Source organism: Baaleninema sp., from assembly GCF_049974805.1.
In the GTDB taxonomy this organism is placed as follows: Bacteria; Cyanobacteriota; Cyanobacteriia; order Cyanobacteriales; family Geitlerinemataceae; genus Baaleninema.
The window spans coordinates 1-19,052 of sequence record NZ_JBNGCO010000066.1; the positions used below are offsets into that span (position 1 = coordinate 1).

The 19,052-nt window shown below is 53.4% G+C and carries 16 protein-coding genes, 1 tRNA gene and 1 pseudogene; 9 read left to right on the forward strand and 9 right to left on the reverse strand.

The window, feature by feature from the left end; translation table 11 throughout:
• Positions 1-35: 35 nt before the first annotated feature.
• From ACP5D4_RS13425 to ACP5D4_RS13460, 8 genes are all read right to left on the reverse strand, one after another.
• The gene (locus ACP5D4_RS13425) at positions 36-1,763 is read right to left on the reverse strand and encodes an NAD+ synthase (RefSeq protein WP_428012132.1); all 1,728 of its coding nucleotides are present in this window, start codon (positions 1,761-1,763) and stop codon (positions 36-38) included.
• A 169-nt stretch (positions 1,764-1,932) separates the two neighbouring features.
• Positions 1,933-2,607 (reverse strand): deoxyribonuclease V, encoded by a 675-nt coding sequence (gene nfi, locus ACP5D4_RS13430; RefSeq protein WP_428012133.1) that lies wholly within the window; start codon positions 2,605-2,607, stop codon positions 1,933-1,935.
• A gap of 130 nt (positions 2,608-2,737) precedes the next feature.
• Positions 2,738-3,502 carry an NUDIX hydrolase gene (locus tag ACP5D4_RS13435; RefSeq protein WP_428012134.1) on the reverse strand — a complete coding sequence of 255 codons (765 nt, stop codon included), beginning with the start codon at positions 3,500-3,502 and terminating at the stop codon, positions 2,738-2,740.
• 139 nt (positions 3,503-3,641) lie between these two features.
• A complete protein-coding gene (locus ACP5D4_RS13440; protein WP_428012135.1) occupies positions 3,642-4,256 on the reverse strand; it encodes a nicotinate-nucleotide adenylyltransferase in 615 nt (204 codons plus the stop codon).
• 199 nt (positions 4,257-4,455) lie between these two features.
• Positions 4,456-5,829, reverse strand: coding sequence for a nicotinate phosphoribosyltransferase (locus tag ACP5D4_RS13445; protein ID WP_428012136.1), 1,374 nt, complete (start codon positions 5,827-5,829; stop codon positions 4,456-4,458).
• Between the two features lie 571 nt (positions 5,830-6,400).
• On the reverse strand, positions 6,401-7,414 hold the full coding sequence (locus ACP5D4_RS13450) for a DUF3747 domain-containing protein (RefSeq protein WP_428012137.1): 1,014 nt from the start codon (positions 7,412-7,414) through the stop codon (positions 6,401-6,403).
• A gap of 180 nt (positions 7,415-7,594) precedes the next feature.
• On the reverse strand, positions 7,595-8,752 hold the full coding sequence (locus ACP5D4_RS13455) for a succinylglutamate desuccinylase/aspartoacylase family protein (RefSeq protein ID WP_428012138.1): 1,158 nt from the start codon (positions 8,750-8,752) through the stop codon (positions 7,595-7,597).
• A 68-nt stretch (positions 8,753-8,820) separates the two neighbouring features.
• Entirely contained in the window at positions 8,821-9,300 is a 480-nt protein-coding gene (locus ACP5D4_RS13460) for a TspO/MBR family protein (protein WP_428012139.1), read from the reverse strand.
• Between the two features lie 380 nt (positions 9,301-9,680).
• Between ACP5D4_RS13460 and chlP the strand changes: the two genes are divergently transcribed.
• From chlP to ACP5D4_RS13485, 5 genes are all read left to right on the forward strand, one after another.
• The gene (gene chlP / locus ACP5D4_RS13465) at positions 9,681-10,901 is read left to right on the forward strand and encodes a geranylgeranyl reductase (RefSeq protein WP_428012140.1); all 1,221 of its coding nucleotides are present in this window, start codon (positions 9,681-9,683) and stop codon (positions 10,899-10,901) included.
• Between the two features lie 227 nt (positions 10,902-11,128).
• Complete coding sequence (locus ACP5D4_RS13470) at positions 11,129-13,294, forward strand: pentapeptide repeat-containing protein (protein ID WP_428012141.1); 2,166 nt, start codon at positions 11,129-11,131, stop codon at positions 13,292-13,294.
• Between the two features lie 99 nt (positions 13,295-13,393).
• Positions 13,394-14,452, forward strand: a complete 1,059-nt coding sequence (gene mtnA / locus ACP5D4_RS13475) for an S-methyl-5-thioribose-1-phosphate isomerase (protein ID WP_428012142.1) — start codon at positions 13,394-13,396, stop codon at positions 14,450-14,452.
• Positions 14,453-14,503: 51 nt separating this feature from the next.
• Positions 14,504-15,064, forward strand: a complete 561-nt coding sequence (gene coaD / locus ACP5D4_RS13480; protein WP_428012143.1) for a pantetheine-phosphate adenylyltransferase — start codon at positions 14,504-14,506, stop codon at positions 15,062-15,064.
• Positions 14,986-15,714, forward strand: coding sequence for a DivIVA domain-containing protein (locus ACP5D4_RS13485; protein ID WP_428012144.1), 729 nt, complete (start codon positions 14,986-14,988; stop codon positions 15,712-15,714). Before coaD ends, ACP5D4_RS13485 begins: the two co-directional genes overlap by 79 nt.
• Before the next feature lie 148 nt (positions 15,715-15,862).
• Here the strand turns inward: ACP5D4_RS13485 and ACP5D4_RS13490 are convergent.
• Positions 15,863-15,934: transfer RNA gene (locus ACP5D4_RS13490), tRNA-Gln, on the reverse strand.
• Positions 15,935-16,185: 251 nt separating this feature from the next.
• On the opposite strand from ACP5D4_RS13490, the gene ACP5D4_RS13495 reads away from it, so the two are divergent.
• From ACP5D4_RS13495 to ureA, 4 genes and pseudogenes are all read left to right on the forward strand, one after another.
• Positions 16,186-16,866, forward strand: a complete 681-nt coding sequence (locus tag ACP5D4_RS13495) for an urease accessory protein UreF (protein ID WP_428012145.1) — start codon at positions 16,186-16,188, stop codon at positions 16,864-16,866.
• 111 nt (positions 16,867-16,977) lie between these two features.
• The gene (gene ureG, locus ACP5D4_RS13500) at positions 16,978-17,610 is read left to right on the forward strand and encodes an urease accessory protein UreG (RefSeq protein ID WP_428012146.1); all 633 of its coding nucleotides are present in this window, start codon (positions 16,978-16,980) and stop codon (positions 17,608-17,610) included.
• A gap of 215 nt (positions 17,611-17,825) precedes the next feature.
• Positions 17,826-18,653 (forward strand): annotated as a pseudogene (locus tag ACP5D4_RS13505) (urease accessory protein UreD).
• A 62-nt stretch (positions 18,654-18,715) separates the two neighbouring features.
• Positions 18,716-19,018, forward strand: coding sequence for an urease subunit gamma (gene ureA, locus ACP5D4_RS13510; RefSeq protein WP_428012147.1), 303 nt, complete (start codon positions 18,716-18,718; stop codon positions 19,016-19,018).
• Positions 19,019-19,052: the final 34 nt, after the last annotated feature.

Here is a 19,052-nt window from a genome sequence, read left to right on the forward strand (position 1 = left end):
GCTACCTGAAGCTGGAGGCATGAAGCCCCCGTGCTTCAGCCGGGGGTGCTGACCGCCTCTTTCTCCGCCTGCGGCGCTTTCCGGCGAGAAGCGACGGGCATCCGCCAACCCGTCCCGAAGGCGCGATCGGTGATTTTTAGACCCGGTGGCGCTTGGCGGCGTTTGAACTCCGCCCGCGACACCAGGCGAATTACCCGATCGACCGTAGATCGATCGTGTCCCGCCTCTGCAATCTGTTCCGCACTCTGATGTTCGTGAATCAAGCGATGCAAAATATCATCAAGTTCGTCGTAGGGCGGTAACGAATCGCTGTCCGCTTGACCTGGCTTGAGTTCCGCACTCGGCGGCTTAATCAGAACGTTTTCCGGAATCACTTCCCGTCCCGGTTCCCGACGGTTCAACCAGCGACACAGACTGTACACCCGCGTTTTCGGCACATCAGAAATCGCCGCCAGTCCGCCGTCCATATCGCCGTAGAGAGTGCAATATCCCACCGCCATCTCCGACTTGTTCCCCGTCGATAACAGCAAATGGCCGAACTTATTAGAAATCGCCATTAACAGCGTTCCGCGAATCCGCGATTGTAAATTTTCCTCCGTCACGTCCGGTTCCGTTTGCACGAACAACTCCGACAGCGTGTCCTCGAAGCTGTCCATCACCCCCTGAATGCCCAAATGATGGGTGTTCAAACTCAAATTTTCCGCCAACTTCAACGCATCCGCCACCGACGCTTTCGACGTATAGGGCGACGACATCAACACCCCCAAAACGTTCTCGCTGCCCACAGCTTCCGCCGCCAACGCCGCCACCAGCGAGGAATCGATACCGCCACTCAAGCCGAGAACGACCTTTGAAAAGCCGCATTTGCGAACGTAGTCCCGCAGTCCCAACACCAACGCCGACCAAATTTCTGCTTCCGCACAGTCCGCTTGAGGCACCACTTTCGCCGAATGAAACCGTCCCGATTTAAAGTCCAATACTTGAAAATCCGTTTCGCAGCGATTCGCCCGAAACGCCAGTTCTCCATCGGGGTTAAAGGCGATGCTGCTACCGTCGAAAATCAGATCGTCGTTGCCCCCCACCTGGTTGATATAGAGTACCGAGGTGTTGTAGCGAGTCGCCACGTGACGCAACATGGACTCGCGAAGGTTCTGTTTTCCGAGGCTGTAAGGAGACGCCGACAGGTTGACGATGAGATCGACTTCGGCTGTCGCGAGGTCGGCGATGGGGTTACAGGGATAGTGGCGTTTGCCCCAAAATTCCTCGTCGTTCCATAAATCTTCGCAAATCGTCACGCCGATTTTGTAGGCGCAGCCGTTGTTGGACAGAGGTTCGGGGAGGGTAAAAAAGTTACTTTCGCCGTGGGCGGCAAAATAGCGATGTTCGTCGAATACGTCGTAAGTGGGTAACAGTCGTTTGTGGTAATACTCTCGAATTTCGCCGTCTCGCAGGCGGGCGATGCTGTTGAAGAGGGGTTTTTCGCCTTCGTCGTGGGCGTCTGGGTTGGGGGTGACGGTTCCCACTAACACGGTGAGTCCGGCGGGAATTTGGCAGGCGAGATGCTGGAGTTGGGTCTCCATCGCCGCGATAAAGCTGGGGTCGAGGAGTAAGTCGCGGGGGGGATAGCCGCAGAGGGAGAGTTCGGGAGTCAGCAGCAGCGACGCCCCTTGTTGGGCGGCGTGGCGGGCGGCGTCGAGGATGGATTGGGCGTTGTCGAGGAGATTCCCGACGGTGGGGTTGAGTTGGGCGATCGCGATCTTCATGGCTGCGTCACGGAAGGTTTCCAAAGATTTTAAGAGTTTTTCTGAAATCGATGGGACATTAAACGGAATTTGTCATTCTTCACCACAGAGACACAGAGGACACAGAGAGGGTTTGGTAACGTTCGGAGAAACGGTCGCTTTGAGAGGAGGAGGGAGGTTCGATCGCTCTTCAAAGGGTGGATTCTCGCGAGAGTTTGTCGGCCAGACGGGTGGTTTCGGGCAGGCGATAGCGCGGGGTACAGTTGAGGGTATAGTCGATCGAACCCTTGAGGCTGATGCGATGACCGGGGGATACGAAAACGGGGTTGACGTTCGATCTCGTCCGCAACACCGCCCCGATTTCTTCTCCTTGATGGTACAGAGATACCCAATTTCCCCGTTCGCTGAGGACGGGATCGTGGGTTCCCACCAGTCGAGATTTAGCGACGCCAATCGTGGGAATGTCGGTGAGAACCCCCAGATGACAGGCTAAGCCAAACCGTCGCGGGTGAGCGATTCCCTGGCCGTCGCAGAGTATTAAATCGGGGAGGGTTTGTAGTTTTTCTAAGGCTTGTAAAATCGGCGGAATTTCGCGAAAGGAGAGGAAGCCGGGAACGTAGGGAAACGGGTTGGGGTAGCGATCGATCTGGCGGTCGAGTAGTTCGAGTTCGGGAAAACTCAACACCACCACCGCCGCTTGAGACGTATCGGTTTGTTGGTCGTAACCTACGTCAACCCCGGCTACAGTCCGAACGGTTCCCAGGCGGTCTTCCGTGACGACGATCGATCGCAGTTGGCTTTGGATTTGCTTGGCGCGATCGATCGATAGTTTCCAAGGATGAGCGTTTTGCAGAGAAAGGGGCATTTGAACTGTTGGCTTGAATGGAATTTTTGGTATCTTGAAAACAAAATATTACATATTTTTTTAATAGCTTTCTATAAGAAACTTGCAAAAAATCTAGTAAATACAATTGATAAAATCAGACAAATACAACTTAAATAAACACCATGGGCTTATCTTGCAGTGGCTCGAACGCCTCGAAATCAAAGCTATACAGAGTGGCAGGGCGTCCCGCACCGCGAGAGACTTTAATCCCCGTATCCGACAAAACACCTAACTTTAAAAGTCGCGCTCGAAAATTAGAATAATCCGAAAAATTAGCTCCAAAAACAGACGTATAGAGCTGATACAACTCGTTCAACGTAAACGCTTCCGGCAACACCTCAAACGCCACCGGACTGTATTCGAGTTTGTTTCGCAAGCGACGATAGCCGTATTGCACAATTTCGTTATGGTCGAAGGCCAACTTCGGCACCTCGTCGAGGGGATACCACGCAATATCGCGAACATCCTCCGAAATTAACTGCGCCTCCTCATGTTGCACCAACGCAAAATAACTCACCGACAAATAGCGGACGCCAAATCGATCGGGCGCTTCGCGAGGATCGCGTCCCGGTCCGCCGAACGTATAAAGCTGTTCCAAATAGAGATTCTGCACGCGGATTTTCTCCGCCAACACCCGATAGGCCGCATCTTCGAGAGATTCTCCCCGCCGCACCAGCGTCCCCGGTAAACTCCACTGTCCCGTCGCCGTATCCCCTCGCCGCCGTACCAACAACACCAACACGCGACTTTCCGCTACGTCTACGGAAAAAATCGCGTTATCGACACCGACCTTAAAATCTGCCAGTTCGGGGGCTGCCCGTTCCGAGGAGAGAGCTAGAATATCAGTATTATCTTGCTCTCCACACTGTTCCATATCCGTCTCCTGACGATGTTTTTCGATCGCTCGAGCCGTGACGCAATACCGTCAAAACCGGATTTCCGCCAGATTTTTCGGCCGCGTCACAAGTCCTATGATTTCGATTCGACTTGGATTCGACTTGGATTCGACGAGGTTAAGCGTATAATTTCTCGCGATCGATATAGGCTTCGACGCTGGGCGGAATCTTTCCCGAATCGCGGCTTTGACGATATGCCGTCGAAGATACGTCCGGCGCGTGTAAATCTGCCACGTCCACTCGTCCCATTTGTCTTAATTGTTCCATGTCTGCCTCATCGATGGGCGCTCCCGGTCGCGGAATCACCAGCAGCGTCACCAATTCCAACAACTCGTCCACCCGATACCACTGGGGCAGTTGCGACACCAAATCCGACCCGATAACCAGCGTCAGATCGGCATTTTGCCACAACGCCCGAGCGGTTTTAACGCTAGTGAGGCTGCGAGGACTGCTCAATTCCGGGTGAAACTCCAAGTTGTGGCAGCGTCCGGAATCGAGATCTTCGCGCTGTAACTCTTCAATGGTCAACCCCAGCATAGCCGCCCGGTGTTCCAGGGGAGTTTGGTGGGATTTGAAGGGATTGTCCGACGCCCAAACTGCGACACGATCGAATCGCTCCGACAGCCAACGCAAAATGGCTCGGTGAGCGACGCTCGGCGGGTCGGCACTGGTCCCGAACAGGGCGATACGGGGAGCAGTGGAGGGAGGATGGGGCATTTCGATGACAGACATGGAACAGTTAAGACAGAACGACAACAAGAAAATTCAGCAGAGAAACAAGTGAAAGAGAAATAATGGAACGGAAATAGGACTGACGTAGAAACCCGGTCAAATACTCCATTCCGTTATTTCAGCACGAAGGTCGCCAGAACCAACCGGGTTTCTTGAGCCAGAAGTACGTCACTTCTGTGAAAAATAGAAAAGACGATCCTTAGAGATTTTGCGATACTTTATCGGTGAGGTCGTCTAACGCCGCCGAAACGCGCACTTGGGGAGTTTTCGGGTTGTGGATGTCCCGAGCCTCGCGGGGTAACATGGCGACGTTGGCGGTGGTGCGTTTAGAAATCGATTCTAAGGAATCCGACGGTTTTAGGATTTCGCCGTCTTTCACGACAAGTTGCAGAAGCGGTTTTTCCCCCTCTTCAGCCGTCTCGTCACTTAAGGTTAAGCGATCGCCGACCCATTGTCCGTTTTTAAGGCGACGAAACACCTGTTTGCGACCGGGATAGGTTTGTTTGCCGCTAGATTTTTTCATCACGGGAATGCCATCGACTTCGACGAGTTTGTACACGCCGTTGAGGGCTTCTCCAGACACGAGTTTGGTGCCGACGCCGTAACCGTCGATAATTGCACCGTCGGCCAGCAAGCGGGCGATTTCCCACTCGTCTAGGTCGCCGCTGGCAAAAATGGGAATGTCGGGGAGGATCGATCGAACCTCTTTCGACAACGCTGCAATATCCCCGGAATCGATGCGGACGCCGTGTAAGTCCATCTCTCCGGTTTCGAGACGATGGGCGATTTGACGGGCGGCGGCCACTGTATCGTAAGTGTCGATCAGCAGCGGCGCACCGGGGAAGTGGTGGTGAAACGCCGTAAAAGCATGGGATTCGCTGCCTTCCATCGCTTTCAAGGCTTGGACGAGAGAATGAGCCATGGTTCCGGTGGGTTTGCGCCCCAGTTTGAAGGCCGCCAAAACGTTGGACGTGGAGTTAAAGCCCGCTGCCAGGGAGGCTCGGGCGGCAAACAGAGAGGCCCCAGGACCGAACGCCCGTCGCGTCCCGAATTCGAGCAATAGCGCCCGTTCTCCGGCTACGTCGCGAATGCGAGCGGCTCGCGTGGCGATGAGGCTTTGGGTGTTGAGGACGTTGAGGATGTAGGTTTCGAGGAGTTGTGCTTGCCACAGGGGGGCTTCGACGCGCAGTAAGGGTTCGTTGGCCAATACGGCCGTTCCTTCGGGAACTGCCCAGACGTTACCGCTAAAGCGCATTTCAGCCAGGGTTTCCCAAAAGCGATCGCTCACCTGGGAAAAAATTCCCGTTCCTTTGAGGCTTTCGATTTGCTCGTCGCTAAAACGTAAGTTTTCGATGTATTCGATCGCCTGTTCGAGTCCCATCGCGATGAGATATCCAAAGCGATCGGGCAATTGGCGAACGAACAGCTCGAAACTGGCCTGTTGTTGTTCTAACCCCTCACCGATATAGCAAGCCGCCATCGTGAGTTGATAGAGATCGGTTAACAAGCTGTAGTCTTCCGGAGAGACGTTGAGCCGTCGATCGTCAGTGGTTAAAGGTTGAGTGGAAGTCATGGCTCGACACTGGGGTACAGCAAGGGAACGCTCCTCGTCACGAGCGTTCGGCGTGGGGTCAGTCGAAAGGTGCGAAAGAACTCCGTTCCGCGTTGCGATCGCGAAGCGATTTCTAAGCGGTTACGGTAATTATAGTGAAAGTTACCAAAATTGGGTATCGGTTATCGAGATGCGATCGGGGCGGTTAACCGAATCTCTGATAATGGGGTGATGCGGTGAGGGGATGATGAGGTGATGAGGTGATGGGATGATGAGAACTCTCAACTGTCCTCACTGTTGACTGTTCGCTTGTACCTTGTCGGTGCGTGACGATTTCTCGGTTTCAGGTTCGACACCCGATTTATCAAGTCACGCACCCTTGTCTGTTGGCGGTGTACCTTGTCGGTGCGTGACAAGTTTTCGGTCTCAGGATTTACACCCGATTTATCAAGTCACGCACCCTACGAAACGGCTCGCTGTTGACTGAAAAAAAGGGCGCTCTCTTTTTCAGAGAACGCCCGAACCGTGCATCGTTGAACCTGTGGAGACGTTGTTGGGTCGATGGCAGCGTGAAACACTCCGACGAACAGCCTTAGCGGAGGAGGCTCGTTAACACCTGGTCAGCATCGACCGTTTGTCCTTGCAAATCCATCAAGTCTGCAAACGCCATCCGTTGTTCGATCGACATCTCGTTACGGATTTCCATGATGCTGTCGAAACGGAGGTCGTAGATATCCTCGCGCAGATTTTCGACCACTTTACGCTGGCGGCGAATCTGACGGTTGGACGCATCGCCGATGGTCATGGCTTGCAGTTCGCGACGGGCCGCGTCGAGTTCTCCTTGCAAGCGAGAGTTTTCAGCCAAGTAGCGTTGGCGAATCGAGGCGATTTCTCGTTCTTGCTCGTTCGTCAGTTGGATTTCGTCGCGCCAATCCTGCTCTTGTGCGGGGGTTTCTGGCGTCGGGGTTTCGATTTCTTTGCCATCGTCGTCGTTCGGCGTCGTGGGACGGCTGGCGACGTTATCGGACTGTTGCGCTAAGGCACTTAAGCTGAGGTCGTTCGTCAGATAAACGTGACCGAGAGTGCGACCTTGATAGGTTCGTTTGGCGAAGCGCCAGCCGGGGTTTAAGTCGATGCGGGCGAAATCTCGCGTATAAGCTGTGCGTCCCAGTTCGAGGGTCGGTTGGTTGGGACGGAAGGGAATACCCATCAGTACCATATCGTCTCCTTGACGGACGACCCGCAGGCTGTACTGAATTCCTAAGTCTTGTCCGCCGACGCGAATCGAGTAACCGTTGCTATCGGTGGAGCGTCCGCAAATTCCTGTAAAGTCGAAGTCTAACAGTAAAGGATCGACTACGGTAGGATTCGCGCCGCTTTCAGACCAGCAGGGACGAGAACTCGATTGTTGTTCGATGACGAGGAGTTGGTGGCGTCCGGTATCGCCGACGGGTGCGGCGACGGCGACGAAGTCCCGTTGTGTGACTTCTTGTTGTCCGAAGAGTGCGGCTTCGGCCGGTTTGGGGGTGAAGGTGGCTCCGAAACCGAAGGTGGAGAGCGCGAGCGTCGAAAGTGCAGCAACTTTGAGAGGAAGAGCGGTTTTCATGGCCTGTGTTCCTGAGTGAGCGATTGAAGGTTTGCGTCGTATGGTTTCATTGTGTCGATCGCTCTCGGGTCATGGGTTTGAATCCGTTCTACTTCTGCAACTGTCTACTCGTGAATGTGACAGTTGACCGGTCGGTAACGTTCGATCGCCCTTCTATGCTTCCTATGGGATTCGGAATCTCTATGGATTGGCGGCTCCGGATTCGGCTCGTTCTAACAGTCCGAGAACGTATTCCCCTTGATTGACGGCTTGGTTCGTCGATAAATCGAAGACGATCCCGCCCCGTTCGGCGCAAACGTCTAGGATTTCGGGCGGTTCGCCTGTTTTGTTCAACACCAACAATTGATAGAGCAACTTTCCGGGTTTTACGATGGTTCCGAGAAGGACACGCGATCGCACTAGTCCGCCCCGAGGTGCATAGTATTTTTTGATGTGACTTTTTCGGAAAAATTCAACCTTTTGAGATGCAGTTTGAACGAGGGGAAATCCTGAAATTTTCAACATTTCTTTTCCGACCAAATAGTTTTTTATACCCCGAACGCCGCGATATACAGAATCCGCATTCATTTCCATTCCCGACCCCAGTTCGAGAGTCCAAGACTCCAGGTCAAAAAAGGTCGGTTTCTCCAGTTTGGTCAGTTCCAACTCTAGGGCAAGCCAAGGTTTGAGGAAGGCTTCATCAAAGGCATCGCCATCGTATTCGTTTAGTAAAATACCGTAGTTGAGTAAGAAATACTTGGCGCTTTCTTCACGGGTTTGGAAACAGTAAAGATAGTCAAAGGATCGATTGGTGCTGCTGTGAATGTCGATGACGTAATCTGCATCGAGACAGAGCGATTGCAGGACGTAACGGTATCGATCGCTGTAGGGAACGCCACTCGGCGACTCGATCTCCTGGCGGAGGGTTTGGAATTTCTGGAGGATTCGATCGAGAAAGTTTTTCCGAATTTCGTCTGGCTCTAAATCCAGTTGTGTTTTTGCAAATGCTGCAATATCTTCCTCTGTTTTTTCGTAATCCCAGAAAATACGGTTCCAATCTTGTCCGTCGTAAGGATTGTACCGACCGCTCGAAAAATGATGAGACCGCTGGTTCGTGCCGAAGGGATTGCAGGCTGGAACTAGCCAGATTTCGCCATCAAGCTGGGTTTCGTCCAGCTCGCTCAACAATTCAATTAATTGGTAAATTACCGCGTTTCCAACAATTTCCGCTCCGTGAAGGTTGGCTTGTAAATAGGCTTTTTGCCCGGGATTTTTGCCCCGGAATTTATAAACTTGAATCGAGAGCGTATCGCCCGAGGCGAGATGTGCGATTTCCAGTGACGAAATTTCGGGAATCATTCAGGAATTTTCGGGAGTTTAAAGAATATTGAGCCAGGAATATTTAAATTGTAGTTGAAGGGTAGAGCTTAAGCGTCGTTGGGATTGTAGCGAATCATCGCCCAAGTGGTATAAGTTCCTACGGGACTCCAAAGGATATAAGGCAATAATAGCAATGCTGCAACGGTAGAAATCGGCTGGACGGCGATCGCCAAGAGAATCGAGAGAATCGCCCCCGTTCCGCCTAGGATCGTACCCACCCGCAAACTGCGCGATCGACACATGACGGGGGTATACGACAGCGTCACCAACTCCAACACCAGGTAATACGCCATCAAAACCCAAGTTGGCAGGGTTCCGGGGTCGGCATTCCAGACGAACACCGCCGACCACGCGCCACAAATGAAGATAATCGTCCAAATTAGGGGAATTGCTCTTTCAAAGGTCAGCCAGGGCGGGCGCTGGAGGCGATTGAACCAGCGAATATCGTCCGCTTTGAGCGATCGATTCGTGACGACGGCGACGAGTACGGTGATAGTGGCGATCGCGAACCAGGGGGGAAGGGTCATGAGATGAGGGGATGATGAGATGAGGGGATGATGAGAAAGGGGGTTTATTCAACAATGTAAAGGCTTGGCTTGGGGATTTGCATCGATACGTGAAGATCGCTTACAAAATCGTTACATTGGTTGATAGAGGTTAAACGAAAGAGTACAATTTGCGATCGCCCGACCGATTCCAGACAGCATCCGGGTTCCCTAGATTCCCCAAACGGACGATCGCCCCCAGAAATTTCCGCGATCGCCCGCGATTTTTGCAACCAAAAAGTTGCGAAATGTTACAGTGTGTTTCATTGCGTCACAACTTTGCCTTCGAGCCGGCCGCGGTCGAAAACACCGTGATACGATTCACTCCCGTATAGCCGTAAACGATGTATAGGAGAAGACCTTTGGGAATTCGGGTTGCTGTTGTCGGAGGTGGGCCGGCCGGATCTTCTGCCGCCGAAGTCCTAGCCAAAGCTGGTATTGAAACCTATTTGTTCGAGCGTAAGTTAGACAACGCCAAACCCTGCGGAGGGGCAATTCCCCTGTGCATGGTGAGCGAATTTGACTTACCGCCGGAGATCGTCGATCGCCGCGTCCGCAACATGAAGATGATCTCCCCGTCCAATCGGGAAGTGGACATTCACCTTCCCAATCAGGACGAATATATCGGAATGTGTCGCCGGGAAGTCCTCGATGGCTTCATGCGCGATCGCGCCGCCAAACTCGGCGCCAATTTAATTAACGGAACTGTTCACAAATTAGAAATTCCCAATAACAACACCAATCCCTACGTCATCCACTACGCTGACCACTCAAACGGCACGTTGACGGGTGAAAACAAAACCCTACAAGTGGATGTCGTCATCGGGGCAGACGGTGCCAACTCCCGCGTGGCCAAAGCCATCGACGCCGGAGACTACAACTACGCCATTGCCTTCCAAGAGCGGATTCGCCTGCCGGAAGACAAAATGGAGTATTACGAAGACTTAGCCGAGATGTACGTCGGGGACGACGTCTCGCCGGACTTCTACGCTTGGGTGTTCCCCAAATACGACCACGTGGCCGTTGGAACCGGGACGATGAAAGTCAACCAAGCGAAAATCAAAAAGCTGCAAGCGGGAATTCGCGCCCGTGCAGCCCGTCGCTTAGAAGGCGGTAGCATCATCAAAGTGGAAGCTCACCCCATCCCCGAACATCCCCGTCCTCGCCGGGTGCGCGGTCGTGTGGCGCTTGTCGGCGATGCAGCGGGAACCGTCACCAAATCTTCCGGTGAAGGCATCTACTTCGCGGCGAAATCGGCGCGGATGTGCGCGGAAACCCTCGTGGAAACCACCAACGGCGGCCGCAACCTGCCTACGGAAGAGGACATGAAGCTGTACATCAAGCGGTGGGACAAACAATATGGTATGACCTACCTGGTGCTGGATTTACTGCAACGGGTGTTCTACCGTACCGATGCCACTCGCGAAGCGTTTGTGGAAATGTGCGCCGACAAAGACGTGCAGAAACTCACCTTCGACAGCTATCTTTACAAAACGGTGGTTCCCGCCAATCCTTTGATTCAAATGAAAATCACCGCTAAAACTATCGGTAGCTTGCTGCGCGGTAACGCTTTAGCACCCTAGTTATGGGGAGAGGGGAAGAGGTTCGTTTTTCCGCTTCCTTGCGTAGGTGAATCCATAACGTCGCCCCCTCACTCTCTCGGTTGAAACGTTGAAACCCGATCGCGCCAGAATTCTCACGAGTTCTGGCGTTTTTCGTTTACCTGGGAAAGGATTCGATCGCCCCGCCTTCCCGACAAGCTGATACATTTTTACTAACCAAGAAAAGACCTGAACCTTTCGTTTGTCCTATGGCAAGCCCTTCCGTCAACTCCGACTTCGATCGCCTGCTTCCCTGGTGGCGCGACACCCTAAGACGCACGCCCATGCTGGTCCGTCGCGGTTGCGCCTTCGTCTTAGAAGTCTCCTTCCTCGTCGGAAGTGCGGCGATTCCCTACGGACTGGGGGCTTACGCCAAACACCGCGAAATCGGCGACCCCGTTCCCCTCAGCCCACTACTCGCCGCCACAGAAGACCGCATCGGTCAGGTTTTGGGCTTGCCCATGCAACAACCCAACCGCAACGTTTCGCCACTGACGAACCTGTTTTGGACGGGGGCCTTAGTCTTACCCGCCCTCGCCGGAAGTTGGCAAATCTATTTACTTTGCAAAACCGGCCAAACCGACCCCAAACGCTGGTTTGGCGTACAAGTCGTCAACCGCCACGGAACGCCCCCTGCCCTATTTCGCGTCGTCTTGCGGGAAGGTATCGGACGCTGGGGACTTATCGGCGGAACGGCGTTTCTGCTGTGGCGGTTCACTGGCGCGTTTCCCGATTTGGGCGTTCTCACCGGAATGACGGGGGTGTTACTCCTCGGCGACGGGATGGTATCTCGCGTCAAACGGGACGGACGCAGCCTCCACGATCGAATCGCCGGAACTCACCTCCTCGATGCTGTACAAAACCCCTATGGCGATTGGGCTTGGACTACGCCCCCCAATACCGAACATTGGACGCAGACTTACGAAGGGGAACTCGTCGATTCGATCGTCCTGTCTCCCCACGCTGACGAAGTTCCGCCCTCGACTCCCAACCTGTGGTGGTGGATGCGCCGCCATCCGGGGGCGACGCTGTTCCTCGTTATGCTGTTCTGTCTGGCGGCGGTGTTGGGAACCTTTGTTGGAACTCAGGTGTACGTTCAGCAACAAACCAACTGGCGGGAACTGAAGGAACAGGACAACGAACTGTTTTTATCCCTGGTGGGCAAGCTAACCCCCGCCCCCGGTGCGCCGGACGAACGGAAAAACGCCATTTTAGCGTTGGGAACCCTCGACGATCCTCGGGCGATGTCGCTGTTGGTGGATTTGTTGGGACAGGAAACTTCGCCGCCACTCATCGACGCGATTCAACAATCCCTCGCCAGTCGCGGCGTGGAAGCCATTGAAGAATTGCGACGACTCAACCAATCTCTGAAAACCGACCTCGATTCTTTGCAATACGGCGGCGACGCGGCGGAAAAAGCGGCGGTAGCGCGACGACTGCGGGCAACGCAACGGGCGATTGCCAAGATTCTCACCAACTATAGCGGCGATATGCCCACCGCCGACCTCAGCCGCACCCATTTGGGACAAACCACCGCCGCCGACGCGCCCTTTACTTTGGTTCTGGATGCGGTGGATTTAGCGGGGATTCGCTTTCGCGGGGCGATTCTCGATCGCGCCAGTTTTCAAGGCAGCCAGTTTTACGGGGCGGGAGAAGACGGACGCTTCGGCACTTACGACGATTGGATTGCCGATTTAAGCGGTGCCGATATCAGTCACGCCAATTTAGCCGGGTCGCGGTTAACGAACGTCTGGATGCACCGCACTAACGCCATGCAAGCCAATCTCAACCACGCCGACGCCCGAGGGATCAGTGCCAACGGCGCGAATTTCAGTTCTGGGCAACTGGTGGGAACGAATTTTGAGGCGGCGTCGTTGCGTCAGGGCAGTTTGACGGGGGCGGATTTGAGTACGGCCAATTTCGCCAATGCTGATTTAACGGGGGCGACGCTGACGGAAATTGAAGCGGGTGGAAGTCGTTGGACGGGGGCGAATTTGAGTCAGTCGAACTGGCAAGATGCGAATTTGTCCGGGGCGGATTTGACGAATACGAATTTGACGAATACGAATTTCCGAGGGGCGGATTTATCGGGGGCGTCGTTGCGGTTGGCGAATTTGCAATATGCCAATTTCCAAAACAGCGATTTCAGTTTTGTGGATTTGCGCGGGGCGGATGTTTCTGGGGCGAATTTTCAAGGTGTTATTTGGACGCGGGAACCCCAGGAATCGGAAAATACGTTTGTGGTTCGATCGAATCTCAACGATCCCAACAGTTTCGTCGAAGGGGTCGATTTCAGCAACGCCCGCAATTTAGACGCCGAGGCGCTGTCTTATCTTTGCAGCAACGGCGCGATTCATCCTGAATGTGGGAGATGAAGTGATACAAGAATGCGATGATGGGAAGCGAAACGTCACGACTCTGGGTTTCTGTTGACGGTTTGTTGTCCAATCCGCTTATCGAATTATCGAATTACTATGTTGTACCCCGTTGTTTGGCGCGAGGATCGCGTCGCCCTCATCGACCAAAACCGCTTACCTCGGGAATACACCCAAGTTGAAATTCGCCGCAGCGACGATATGGCGGTGGCGATTAAAACGATGATCGTGCGGGGGGCGCCCGCTATTGGCGTCGCCGCCGCTTACGGGATGTATCTGGGGGCGCGGGAAATCGATACCCGCGATCGCACCGCGTTTCTCGAACGCCTCGAAGCCATCGGACAGATGTTGCGGGAAACGCGACCGACGGCGGTTAATCTATTTTGGGCGATCAAGCGTATGTTAAAGGTCGCCAAGGAAACCCCCGGTTCTGTCGAAGAAGTCCGCCAAACCCTCCTCGACACCGCCCACGCCGTCAATCGCGAAGATTTGCAAACCTGTCAAGCTATTGGCGATCGCGGGTTGGAAGTGTTGCCCCAAACTCCGGAAAAGCTGCGCTTGTTAACTCACTGTAACGCGGGGGCTTTGGCGACGGCGGGATACGGAACCGCCCTCGGCGTGGTGCGATCGACACAAACGGCGAATCGCCTCGAACGCCTCTACGCCGACGAAACGCGCCCTCGCTTGCAGGGGGCAAAATTGACCACTTGGGAATGTTTGCAAGATGGTATCCCCGTCACGGTGATTACCGACAGCATGGCGGCGCACTGTATGCAGCAGGGGATGATAGATGCGGTGGTTGTCGGTGCCGATCGCATCGCCGCCAACGGCGACACGGCCAATAAAATCGGCACTTACAGCCTCGCGTTGGTGGCGAAAGCGCATGATATTCCCTTTTTCGTGGCCGCCCCACGATCGACAGTTGACTTAAGCCTCAGCGACGGAAGCCAAATTCCCATCGAGGAACGCGATCCTTCGGAAATTTATCAAATCGGTAACACGCGCCTGGTTCCCGTGGGGGCAGAGTTTTACAATCCGGCGTTCGATGTCACTCCCGCCGATTTAATTACGGCGATCGTTACGGAAGTGGGGGCGTTCAGTCCCGATCGCTTGGGTGAAGCCTTTGAAAAAGATGCCTCGATCGCGCCGTCTTCGTAAAGTCACCAAAATCGGGCGTGTACAATAACAGTAAGTTTCAGATCCGCTCTCATGCCTTACAAGCGTGAAAACGTCGTTGCCATTTACCCCGGCAGTTTCGATCCGATCACCCTCGGCCACCTCGATATTATCGAGCGAGGGTGTCGTTTGTTTGACAAAGTGATTGTTGCCGTGGTAACAAACCCTAATAAAAACCCGCTATTCGGCGTTCGAGATCGGATGCGTCTCATTCGGGCGAGTACCTCCCACCTGAACAACCTCGAAGTTGATAGTTTTGATGGTTTGACCGTCAACTACGCCCACATCCAAGAAGCGACGGTATTACTGCGCGGCTTGCGGGTGTTATCGGACTTCGAGATGGAACTGCAAATGGCTCACACCAATAAAACCCTATCTGAAGCGATCGAAACGGTTTTTTTGGCCACGAGCAACGAATACAGTTTCCTCAGCAGTAGTGTGGTTAAAGAAATCGCTCGCTTCGGCGGCTCTGTCGATCGCTTCGTTCCTCAACCTGTTGCCATAGAGATTTATCGATGTTACGCCAGGACTCAGCCGGGATCGACCCCCAATCAGACAGCCCCCAACCTCAAGGCGAACCCGCCCAAACTGTAACGCCCGAACAACGTCAAGAGGGAGCCAGTCAAGGGAGCGTCAACGTTCAGCAGGCGCTCAACCGACTCGAGGAAGCGATTCTCGACAGCCCCCGCATTCCCTTTACGGGGCGGACGCTGGTTGACGAGGAACCGCTTCTCGACATTCTCGACGCGATTCGCCTCAATCTTCCGACGGCGTTTCAGGAAGCCGAAGAGGTGATCCGTCAGAAAGATGAGATTCTTCGCCAAGCGGAACAGTACGGGCGAGAAATTGTGGACGCCGCCGAACAGCAAGCCGCCAGCATCCTCGATGAAATGGGGTTGGTGCGACAGGCGAAGGTGGAAGCCGATCGCTTGCGCCAGCAAGTGCAAGCGGATTGTGAAATCGCTCAAGAACGGGCGATCGCGGAAATCGAGCAGATGCAGCGTCAGGCGCAACAGGAACTCGAAGAGGTTCGCGCCCGCGCCCTAGTGGAAGCGGAGCAAATTGAAGCGGGGGCGGACGAATACGCCGATCGCGTGTTGCGGAATATCGAACAGCAACTCAGCGATATGATGCGGGTGATTCGCAACGGACGCCAGCAACTTCAGCAAGAGGTGGCCTATCGAGCGCATCAGAAAGAGCCGAAAGCCAATCCCAACCTCAATCCCAACCTTCGGCGGTATTGAACTGGGGGACTCGTCACCTTGTTAGGGTGCGATCGACCTTCTCTTAATATTGATGTTTTATTCAATTCGATCGGAAGATGTAAAAAAAGAATAAGAGGCAGCGATAAAGCTGCCTCATTCTTTTAATATATGAAGTTAAAGTTAGGAGCTGGGGCGGAAGGATTCGAACCTCCGAATGGCGGGACCAAAACCCGCTGCCTTACCACTTGGCGACGCCCCATCGCGTCCGCGTTAACTATAGTAGCAACCCCGTCAGGGGGTGTCAAGGGGATTTTTCGATTTTTTTGGGGAAATTTTTTCGGCGTCTCATCATCTCGTCATCTCCCCGGTTGGGGGCGATGCGTGACGAGTTCTCGGTCTCAGGATTTACACTCGATTTTTCAAGGCGTACATTGTCGGTGGGTGACGAGTTCTCGGTCTGAGGATTTACACCCGATTTGTCAAGTCACGCACCCTAGGAAAGGGTAAACGGTGTTGTCTCTCTTAAATCTGCTGCAATTGGTGAGTCCGACGCTTCCTCTGGGAGCGTACAGCTACTCGGAAGGCTTAGAAACCCTCGTCGAAACGCAAACTCTTACTGACGCCGACGAGGTGCGACAATGGCTCGAAACGGAACTGCGTCATGGCACGATTCGCATTGAAACGGCTGTCATGGTTCGGGCTTATCGCAGTGTGAAAGCGGGAAATCTCGCGGATTTAGCCCGCTGGAACCGCTGGCTGAGTGCGACGCGAGAAACCGCCGAGTTACAACAGCAAAGCTGGCAAATGGGAAATTCTCTCCTGCGGCTGTTGTGCGACTTGGACGAGGCGATCGCACCGGATTTCACGTCCTATTCCGTTGCAGTCGATCGACCCTGCAATTTGGCGATCGCCTACGGTATCGCCGCCGCCGCTTGGGACATTCCTCTTCATGAGGCGGCTTTAGGATACTTATATAGTTGGACAACCCACCTCATCGCGGCGGCGGTGAAACTGGTTCCTCTGGGACAAACGGCGGGACAGCGGTTAACCCGCCAATTGCAACTGACGCTGATGGAGGCGATCGATCGAATTCTCGTTCTCGAAGACGACGATCTCGCCAGTTGTAGCTGGGGACTCAGCCTCGCCAGTATGCAACACGAAACCCTTTACAGTCGCCTGTTTCGCAGTTAAACCTCAAACAAACTGCAAAAATTCTGCAAATTTGCATACTTTTTCAGATTTCGTGAGATTCTAACCTGTGAAAACGGTTTCTGAACTCTTCCCCATTCCCTATTTCCTGTTATGTCACCTTTTCGCGTTGGAATCGCCGGGCCCGTCGGTTCGGGAAAAACGGCTCTCGTCGAAGCGTTATGTAAGCGGATGCGGGATTCCCTGCAACTGGCGGTTGTCACCAACGATATTTACACCCAGGAAGACGCGCAATTTCTGGTTAAGGCGGAGGCGTTGACGAGCGATCGCATTCTCGGTGTGGAAACCGGAGGTTGTCCTCACACGGCGATTCGCGAAGATGCGTCGATTAATTTAGCGGCGATCGAACAACTCGAACAGCAATTTAAAACGCTCAATCTCGTATTTCTCGAAAGCGGAGGCGACAATCTCGCCGCGACGTTCAGTCCGGAATTGGTGGATTTAACGATTTACGTTATTGATGTTTCCGCTGGAGATAAAATCCCTCGTAAAGGCGGACCGGGAATTACGAAATCCGATTTGCTGGTCATTAATAAAATCGATCTCGCTCCGTTTGTCGGGGCAGATTTGTCGGTAATGGAACGAGATGCGAAAAAAATGCGCGGCGATCGACCGTTTGTTTTGACCAATCTCAAAACTCAACAGGGACTCGACGAGATTGAAGACTTTGTTCGATCTCATATTTTACCGAAGTCAAACCATCTTCCGGTTGGGGGCGGTGCGTGACGCGCTAACATAATAGTTTACGGATTTCGACAACATTTTTCGGCCGCATCACACACCCTACCAATCTCGTTATCTCGTCATCTCTCGCTGGGGGCGGTGCGTGACGCGCTAACATAATAGTTTCCGGATTTCGACAACATTTTTCGGCCGCGTCACACACCCTACCAATCTCGTTATAACCTCATCTCATCATCCCATCATCCCATCATCGCCTCATGAATTCTTGGTATGGAAAACTTAAATTGACTTACGCCAAACGCGATCGCACCACTCGTGTTAAAGAGGCTTACAGTCAAGCTCCCTATAAAATTCAGCGGTCGTTTCATCCTGAAGGCGATAATATTTGTCATAGCGTTATTCTCCATACTGCGGGAGGGCTTGTTGGGGGGGATATTCTCAGTCAAGATGTACGCCTTCATCCTCATGCGGAGGCGAATTTAACGACTGTCGCCGCCAGTAAAGTTTATCGCAGTAACGGACATCCGGCGACGCAAACGGTGAATTTTCAATTGGAAGATAACGCCTATTTGGAATATGTTCCGCGAGAAACGATTCTGTTCGATGGGGCGGTGTTTCGTCAGGAGACGCGCGTGGAATTGGGGGAAAATGCGGTTTGGTTGGGGTGGGAAATCCTGCGGTTTGGGAGAACGGCGAGAGGGGAACGGTTCGAGTCGGGAAGTTGGTGATCGCACACGGAAATTTGGCGCAAGGAAACGCCGCTTTGGATCGATCGATCTTGTCTCGAAGGGGGTTCGGCGTTACTCGATTCTCCCAACGGTTTAAATGGCTTTCCAGTTGTGGCGACGTTCGCCATTATCGGAAAACCCGTTTCTGAAGATATTTTGAAAAAAGGGCGATCGCTCTGGCAAATGCGCGACACTCAGGGAGATGTGGGGTTGACTCGTCTCGAGTGTGGTTTGGTCTGTCGGTATCGCGGGCGATCGACTCAAGCGGTTCTTGATGGGTTCCTCCAACTTTGGCAACTCTTTCGAGGGATCGATCGCCAAACCTCCGCCGTGAAATCTCGCTTTTGGCAACTTTAAATCGCCCATGACAAACCCCGTTAAAAAGGGGCTACTTTATTATAGCAGATTAGAGGTTTTTTATGCAACTATCTCCCCAAGAAAAAGACAAACTTTTAATTTTTACGGCGGCACTTTTAGCGGAACGCCGCAAGGAAAAAGGTTTGAAACTCAACTATCCCGAAGCAGTTGCTTTTATTACGGCGGGGATTTTAGAAGGCGCTCGAGAAGGGCGATCGGTGGCGGAGTTGATGAGTTATGGAAAAACGCTGTTATCGCGAGATGACGTGATGGATGGAATTCCGGAAATGGTGAAAGAAGTTCAAGTCGAAGCCACGTTTCCTGACGGAACGAAACTCGTTACGGTTCACGATCCCATCGAATAGTTTTTGAATGGGATGTTTTGCGATTTCAGAATGG

Excerpts from the sequence above, each read along its gene's own strand:
- ACP5D4_RS13425 (WP_428012132.1), bottom strand. The coding sequence starts at position 1,763 with ATGAAGATCGCGATCGCCCAACTCAACCCCACCGTCGGGAATCTCCTC.
- nfi (WP_428012133.1), bottom strand. The coding sequence starts at position 2,607 with ATGCCCCTTTCTCTGCAAAACGCTCATCCTTGGAAACTATCGATCGAT.
- ACP5D4_RS13435 (WP_428012134.1), bottom strand. The coding sequence starts at position 3,502 with ATGGAACAGTGTGGAGAGCAAGATAATACTGATATTCTAGCTCTCTCC.
- ACP5D4_RS13440 (WP_428012135.1), bottom strand. The coding sequence starts at position 4,256 with ATGTCTGTCATCGAAATGCCCCATCCTCCCTCCACTGCTCCCCGTATC.
- ACP5D4_RS13445 (WP_428012136.1), bottom strand. The coding sequence starts at position 5,829 with ATGACTTCCACTCAACCTTTAACCACTGACGATCGACGGCTCAACGTC.
- ACP5D4_RS13450 (WP_428012137.1), bottom strand. The coding sequence starts at position 7,414 with ATGAAAACCGCTCTTCCTCTCAAAGTTGCTGCACTTTCGACGCTCGCG.
- ACP5D4_RS13455 (WP_428012138.1), bottom strand. The coding sequence starts at position 8,752 with ATGATTCCCGAAATTTCGTCACTGGAAATCGCACATCTCGCCTCGGGC.
- ACP5D4_RS13460 (WP_428012139.1), bottom strand. The coding sequence starts at position 9,300 with ATGACCCTTCCCCCCTGGTTCGCGATCGCCACTATCACCGTACTCGTC.
- ACP5D4_RS13470 (WP_428012141.1), top strand. The coding sequence starts at position 11,129 with ATGGCAAGCCCTTCCGTCAACTCCGACTTCGATCGCCTGCTTCCCTGG.
- mtnA (WP_428012142.1), top strand. The coding sequence starts at position 13,394 with ATGTTGTACCCCGTTGTTTGGCGCGAGGATCGCGTCGCCCTCATCGAC.
- coaD (WP_428012143.1), top strand. The coding sequence starts at position 14,504 with ATGCCTTACAAGCGTGAAAACGTCGTTGCCATTTACCCCGGCAGTTTC.
- ACP5D4_RS13485 (WP_428012144.1), top strand. The coding sequence starts at position 14,986 with ATGTTACGCCAGGACTCAGCCGGGATCGACCCCCAATCAGACAGCCCC.
- ureG (WP_428012146.1), top strand. The coding sequence starts at position 16,978 with ATGTCACCTTTTCGCGTTGGAATCGCCGGGCCCGTCGGTTCGGGAAAA.
- ureA (WP_428012147.1), top strand. The coding sequence starts at position 18,716 with ATGCAACTATCTCCCCAAGAAAAAGACAAACTTTTAATTTTTACGGCG.